This window comes from Providencia sp., from assembly GCF_003533305.1.
In the GTDB taxonomy this organism is placed as follows: Bacteria; Pseudomonadota; Gammaproteobacteria; order Enterobacterales; family Enterobacteriaceae; genus Providencia.
Genome location: NZ_DOEH01000016.1, coordinates 94713 through 101237 on the forward strand (window position 1 = coordinate 94713; position 6525 = coordinate 101237).

Annotated in this window: 5 protein-coding genes and 1 other RNA gene; 2 read left to right on the forward strand and 4 right to left on the reverse strand. The window is 42.5% G+C overall.

Annotated features, from left to right (window positions below; all coding sequences use genetic code 11):
- Positions 1-1707, reverse strand: a complete 1707-nt coding sequence (locus DD649_RS09440) for a penicillin-binding protein activator (RefSeq protein ID WP_294106570.1) — start codon at positions 1705-1707, stop codon at positions 1-3.
- 61 nt (positions 1708-1768) lie between these two features.
- On the opposite strand from DD649_RS09440, the gene rsmI reads away from it, so the two are divergent.
- Entirely contained in the window at positions 1769-2641 is an 873-nt protein-coding gene (gene rsmI, locus DD649_RS09445) for a 16S rRNA (cytidine(1402)-2'-O)-methyltransferase (RefSeq protein WP_294106572.1), read from the forward strand.
- A 94-nt stretch (positions 2642-2735) separates the two neighbouring features.
- An RNA gene (gene rnpB / locus DD649_RS09450) (RNase P RNA component class A) lies at positions 2736-3111 on the forward strand.
- Between the two features lie 333 nt (positions 3112-3444).
- Here rnpB and DD649_RS09455 read toward each other — a convergent pair.
- The 3 genes from DD649_RS09455 to DD649_RS09465 are packed head-to-tail and all read right to left on the reverse strand — an operon-like array spanning position 3445 to position 6422.
- Positions 3445-4185 (reverse strand): KDGP aldolase family protein, encoded by a 741-nt coding sequence (locus DD649_RS09455; protein ID WP_294106574.1) that lies wholly within the window; start codon positions 4183-4185, stop codon positions 3445-3447.
- A gap of 1 nt (position 4186) precedes the next feature.
- On the reverse strand, positions 4187-5299 hold the full coding sequence (locus DD649_RS09460) for a DgaE family pyridoxal phosphate-dependent ammonia lyase (protein ID WP_294106576.1): 1113 nt from the start codon (positions 5297-5299) through the stop codon (positions 4187-4189).
- Complete coding sequence (locus DD649_RS09465) at positions 5283-6422, reverse strand: amidohydrolase/deacetylase family metallohydrolase (protein ID WP_336430274.1); 1140 nt, start codon at positions 6420-6422, stop codon at positions 5283-5285. The genes DD649_RS09460 and DD649_RS09465 overlap by 17 nt, the downstream gene beginning before the upstream one ends.
- Between the last annotated feature and the right edge of the window lie 103 nt (positions 6423-6525).

The window sequence follows — 6525 nt, forward strand, 5'->3', positions numbered from 1 at the left end:
TTATTGTGCTAGCTTGACTTGACCTTGCTTAAATTGCAACCAAGGCAATTCACGATAAACAACACAATTATCGGTAATGCTTAAAGTACCTGATGCACCTTGTACTCGGAATTGCTTGTTTTGTTGTAGTTTGTCGTAATTGTTAGCTAAAGACCAAGCATCAATACCCATGGCATATAAGCGAAACAGAGAATAATCATTGTTTAACTTTTGTTGAGCTTGTTTACGCAGATTGTTATTAGCACCGGCAAGTAATGGAATTTCACTGAATTTAACGCCATCCATTTCAAAACGATAATCAGCGCCTGAACTTGCTTGGTTACTACGGGAACTAGCATAAAGAGCAGGGCGTTGACGTGTACTGATTGCCATTTCAATCATAGGTTTAACTAGTGTGAGCTCATCTCGTGTTGCCACGATATAGACGGCATCAATAGCACCTGTTGCACTTTCTACGGGTTGTGAGATTGTTTGGCTATTTACGTTGACTGGTGTCCCCGTCATGCGAATACCCGCACCTCGGTTAATGGACTCTTTTAATGAAGCCACTGAGCCAAAAGATTGTGTTAAGACGGTTGAACCACCTTTGGCTTGCCATTCTTCTGCAAAGGCTTTTGCAATCCTGTCACCAAAAGGATTTGCAGGCACGAGAACTAAAGGCATTTGTTTGCCATCAGCTTTGATATGTGCGGCTGCATTTTTTGCTTCATCTTCAGGTGAAAGTGAGAAATAGCAAAGGTTAGGGCGTGGTTGTAATTGATTTGTATCGAGCTCATTGAGGGCTAACACGCTGATTGGTGCCCCCATTTGCGCAATAGTTTGCACATCTGATTTCAGTAACGGACCAACAACAAGGTTAAAGCCTTCATTTTTTGCTTGTTCAAGTAGCTGTGGCATCTGTTTGCCAGTGGTATCGAATACTTTAACACTTTGGGTATTTGTTGGCGCGCTGTCAATACGTAATGCAGAGGTCACGATATCTGAATCTGTATTGGTTTTTGGTTCACCTGTCGTTGCGGCGACTTCCGCATAGATTTGGTCTAGGACATCATTATCGCTATTTTGAACCGGTGATGACTGAGCGCTAGCCGATGAAATGGCGGCTTGAGGAAGGCCTTTTTGTGCATCCATAAATCCTTGCATTATCGCTTGACCAAAAACTTGCCCTTGTCCACTCATAGGTAGGAAGAGTGCAATTTTTGGTGCACCGCCGACGCGTGGTTGCATGGCTTGCACTAATTGACTCGGTGGTGTGGTTGCCGCAGGGTTTGCAGGGTAGCGTGTTTTCCAATCATTAAAACCCATTGTTAGGGCATCAGGAGAGTCTTGGTTATTTTGATAAATATCGAGTAGATCGACCCAGCCTGTTAAAATGTACTCTTCAGCACCAATTCCTTGAATCTGTTCTGGTGTCATTTGTGTTAACATCAACCACAAACTATTGATGTTTGCCTGACGCTCCGCAGAATTAGTCAGTAAAGGCTCTTGAGCAATATAAGCGCGCAATGCTTCCATTGATGGCTTACCTTGCGCAGCATCAATGATAGACTGATAATGGCTAATGTCTGAAGCACTCTGTTCAGGTGTTTTTGGTTTTGTCGGCGTGAACTGATCCGAGATGAGTTGGCAGCCTGACAACGCAAAAGTAAATAGCATTGCAGTGCAGATTAACCCTTTTTTCAAATGCAAAAAAATTGAAGGACGCATACAGTATCCAATGGTGTATTTTTCAATTGCTTAATTTTAAACCGGCTATTCGGATGAAACAATGAACCAACCTAATCAAGCAGTGGTTATGGCATCCACGCTGTATATTGTGCCAACCCCAATAGGAAATATGGGGGATATCACGCAACGCGCGTTGGATGTTCTTAAACATGTTGACCTTATTGCTGCAGAAGACACACGGCACTCGGGAATTCTATTACAGAATTTTGCGATTAATGCACGTATGTTTGCTTTGCATGATCATAATGAACAGCAAAAGGCAGATCAATTAATTAGCAGGCTTCAACAAGGTGATAGTATCGCATTAGTCTCTGATGCAGGTACACCTTTAATTAATGATCCAGGTTATCATTTAGTCAATCGTTGCCGTGAAGCTGGCATTCGAGTTGTTCCATTGCCTGGCGCTTGCGCTGCGATTACTGCGCTGTCAGCCGCAGGTTTACCTTCAGACCGTTTTTGTTATGAAGGTTTTTTACCGGCAAAGACAAAAGGCCGCAAAGATGTTTTACAGGCTCTCGAGCAAGAAACACGGACATTGATTTTTTATGAATCAACCCATCGTTTGTTAGATAGTTTAGCAGATATGGTGGAAGTCTGGGGACCAAATAGACATGTTGTTTTAGCTCGGGAAATTACCAAAACCTGGGAGTCAATTGAAGGTCGCCCCGTTGGTGAATTGCTTGCTTGGGTGAAAGAAGATAGTAATCGTCATCGTGGTGAAATGGTACTGATTGTTGAAGGTTATAAACAACAAGATGATGATACAGAAATCACGCCAGATGTGATCCGCACTTTGAATTTGCTACAAAAAGAGTTACCCCCTAAAAAAGCAGCCGCTATCACAGCAGAAATTTATGGTTTGAAGAAAAATAAATTGTATAAATTGATGTTAGAGCAGCAAGACGAAGCGTAATTTTTGCTCAATAGATAAACAGGTAAGCGGTTTGGTATAAATTGAGCACGCTAGAGTCTGTACAAGCGAGGGCAAAGTGCCTATAATCCGCTGCGGAGTTGGCTAGACAACCGCTGCTTTATCGTAGTCCTTTCGGGGGAGACGGATAGAGGGGAGGAAAGTCCGGGCTCCATAGGGCAGGGTGCCAGATAACGTCTGGGAGGCGCGAGCCTACGACAAGTGCAACAGAGAGCAAACCGCCGATGGCCTGTTTACAGGATCAGGTAAGGGTGAAAGGGTGCGGTAAGAGCGCACCGCGCGGCTGGTAACAGTTCGTGGCATGGTAAACTCCACCCGGAGCAAGACCAAATAGGGGTTCATATGGTGCGGCCCGCATTGAACTCGGGTAGGTTGCTGGAGCCAGTGCGTAAGTGCTGGCCTAGAGGAATGGTTGTCCACGACAGAACCCGGCTTACCGGCCAACTCCACAAATAAATAAAAAAGGTCTATAGCATTTTATTGCTATAGACCTTTTTTATTACTCGTCATATTTCACCTTATAGGGGTGTTGGCAGCTCTCGGCTACACGGGTCACATACTTGTGTATGCTCCCCGAGATATCCTCGTTTGCCGCCTACCTATAAGTCGAACTATTTAGAGTTGTTTAGATCTCTGAAATTCAAAATTCAAAATTCAAAATTCAAAATTCAAAAATATGCATCTTGATTATGCAAAAAAAGCCCCACTGCATACGAAGATGAGTGGGGCAATTTGTTGTTTTGTCATTTCTCGCTTATATTTTTTATTTTACAGCTTATTACGTATTAGTTAACAGCTTGCTTTACCATCTGTAATAACTGACGTACATCTTCTGGACGGGTATTGCCAGTGTCTTTATCGATGATTGAACTATAGATGTGTGGGATTATTTTCTTTACGCCAGCGTCGAGGGCAATTTGTAAAATTTCGGCAAAATTGTCTAAATCGATGCCGCCGGTTGGCTCAAGAGAAAAATCAAACTGTGCACAGGCTTTGGCGATAGCTTTGTATTCTTCTATATAAGTTAAGCCTTCCATATTAAAAAACTTAACTGAATCTGCGCCCATGTCTTTCAACATCATGATGGCAGTTTCGATAGGTACGATACCGTCAGGTGACTGAGAACTTAACGGACCTGTTGAAATTTTTACCATACCGATGGTACCAGTAGGTGAAATTAAAGCATTTACAAATGTTTCATTTTGACCGAGTAATGCACGGCTGATCGGTGCGCCAGTGAAAACTTGGTTCACGTGCTGTGGCTGAACTTCTTTTGAAATTAACGAAACCATTGTAGATTGCTTTGGATCGCCAGCACCAAGACCAACGGATAATGCATTGTGAGTTTCTTCTGCATAAATGCGCATATCGGCAATCGCACTTTCAAGATCAGGGTAGTTTTTTGATAACACACCGACGACGACAAAACTTTCTGCCGCTTCATAGATGTCTTTTGCGTTTTGATGACTACCTGCCAGTACGTTCAAACATACGCGGTCATGGTAAAAATTCGGTGACAATTTCATGTTAAATTCCTTCTACTAACATACGGATCTGCTGTGAGATAACATCGAGTTGTTCATTGCTGACGCTACGAACATCGGCCTCGACTTTTCCTTCATTGGCTTTATACTCACGAAAGTAAATAGCAGTATCCCCTTGTTTTAATTCAGCCATTATCTGATAAGTCGATTTACCAATCGCTTTCTCATCAAAGCTGATTTCTGCCCGAGCAATGTCACGGCCTGCCGCATCCCAGACAATTTGAGCTGAAATTGCAGGTATCGCATTTAAATCATTGATAAATTTATTCATGCGAGCAACCATTTCAGCACCGGTTTCTTTGGTCGCGGTTAGATATTGTTCAATAGCGAGTGTCAGACCAAGAATACCTTCTTTACCCACTTTCATGGCTCGTCCAATACCTTGGCTTTGACGTTTAACCCATTCAACATAAGGTTTTTTACCAATGACTAAACCACTTGTTGGGCCTTCAATAGCTTTGGCACCACTGTAAATTACGAGGTCACCACCAGCTTGATAGTAGGTGGTTAAATCTTCTTCTGCGGCAGCATCAACAATCAATGGTAATTGATGTTCATGTGCAACTTTGGCCGCTTCGCTGACCGTTAACATACTTTTTTGTACAGTATGATGTGATTTGATATACAAAATAGCGGCAGTTTGTGGTGTGATTTTAGCGGCTAGCTGCGCTGCGCTGCATTCATTGGCAAAACCAGCTTCTACGACTTTACCTCCCCCCAAGGCCACCATGGTATCTACTGGAGCACCAAAGTTAACGTTATGGCCCTTGGGCATAATAATTTCACGAGCAACTTGTTTGTTTGATGAGTGCAAATTTAATAATAAATCATCATCATCTCGCACAATAACTGCGGCAACCGCTTGTGCTATTCCGGCAGAAGCACAAGAAACCACGACGGCATCTTCAACATTTAATAATTGGGCGATATAGGCACCGGTTTTATTGACTAAATCTTTAATTTCAAAGTAATGATTTAACCCATAAGCAACTCGTTCAACCACTTCAGGAGTTGGTGTTGAAACACCTAACATAGTCATACGGCCAGAAGCGTTAATGACATGTTTTAACTGATATTTATCATAAATTGATTGCATATTCAGATTCGCCTTCTGCATGAATGATATGTTTTCCACCAACAATCGCTGCTACGGGAACAAAACGATGAGTTCCTACGCGGTGTTCACCTTCGGCATCAGTGAGTTCTGTAGGTTCTTCTTTAAGTTCAAATAATGTGATATCGGCGTCAAAGCCAGGTCTTAAATAGCCTTTGGCGGGAAGTGCGAGTAAATCGGCCGCTTTTTCTGTTACGCAGCGTAAAACTTGTTCGGCACTGAAACCCATGCACAAAAATTTTGTCATCACAAAGGCGAGACTGTAAACCGGGCCGTTAACTCGATTTCGGTGATAAATATCTGAACTGATAATGTCAGGGTAGGTGCCGATACGCATTGCTTGCTCAGCAACTTTAAAACTAAAACTTTCAGCACCATGGCCCACATCTAAAATAACGCCACGGGCTAGAGCACGCGCTATAGAAGGTTTTAGATAGCCTGAATCATCTAAAATTTTGTTTGGTTTGCCGTTAAAACAGTGGGTAATGATATCGCCACGGGTTAATAGATTAGCAACTTCATCAATATCAGGGGGATTATTGCCGATATGCACCATCAAAGGTAGATGGTGTTTTTTTTGCATTTCTTTAGCTTTAATTAGCGGGGCAATTCCGTTTTCACCGACAACGCTTTTACTCATGCGAGCTTTTAAACCCACGACAAAACCATTATGGCGCTCAATAGCCTGCTGAAAACATTCATCATCGATATTGTTCATATCAGATAATTCATTTTGCGCGATGATACCAATGCGTGAAATATTCAGTAATGAAAACACATTAGTTTTAGCTTTTTGCGTCAGTTGATAAAATTTGTCAATGTCATCTGCTCCAACACTTCCCGCATCAACCAGAGAGGTAACACCACCAGCAGCGCCTGCTAGGTCAGGCTCATCGAAGTAAATAGGTGACTCAGTAAAACAATGAGCGTGTGAGTCAATCCACCCTGCGCTGACATAGATTTCCCCTTTAAGATCAATTATTTTGTCTGCTTGTTGGTTGCAGGCCAATTCAGGGCCAGCAGCTTCAATTTTCCCATCTTTAATAAGTATATCGATAATTGTGCCATCGATACGTTTGCCCTGTTTGATGATTAAAGTGTACATGGTTACCTTCTTTATATTGTCATACTCATATTGTCATACTCGTCATAATTCAAACCGCAGCGTTGTTGGCTACTCTCAGTTACCCGAATCACATACTTATGTA

What these genes read in the sequence shown, in the direction of transcription:
- DD649_RS09440 (WP_294106570.1), bottom strand. Translation starts at nt 1,707, where the DNA reads ATGCGTCCTTCAATTTTTTTGCATTTGAAAAAAGGGTTAATCTGCACT.
- rsmI (WP_294106572.1), top strand. Translation starts at nt 1,769, where the DNA reads ATGAACCAACCTAATCAAGCAGTGGTTATGGCATCCACGCTGTATATT.
- DD649_RS09455 (WP_294106574.1), bottom strand. Translation starts at nt 4,185, where the DNA reads ATGAAATTGTCACCGAATTTTTACCATGACCGCGTATGTTTGAACGTA.
- DD649_RS09460 (WP_294106576.1), bottom strand. Translation starts at nt 5,299, where the DNA reads ATGCAATCAATTTATGATAAATATCAGTTAAAACATGTCATTAACGCT.
- DD649_RS09465 (WP_336430274.1), bottom strand. Translation starts at nt 6,422, where the DNA reads ATGTACACTTTAATCATCAAACAGGGCAAACGTATCGATGGCACAATT.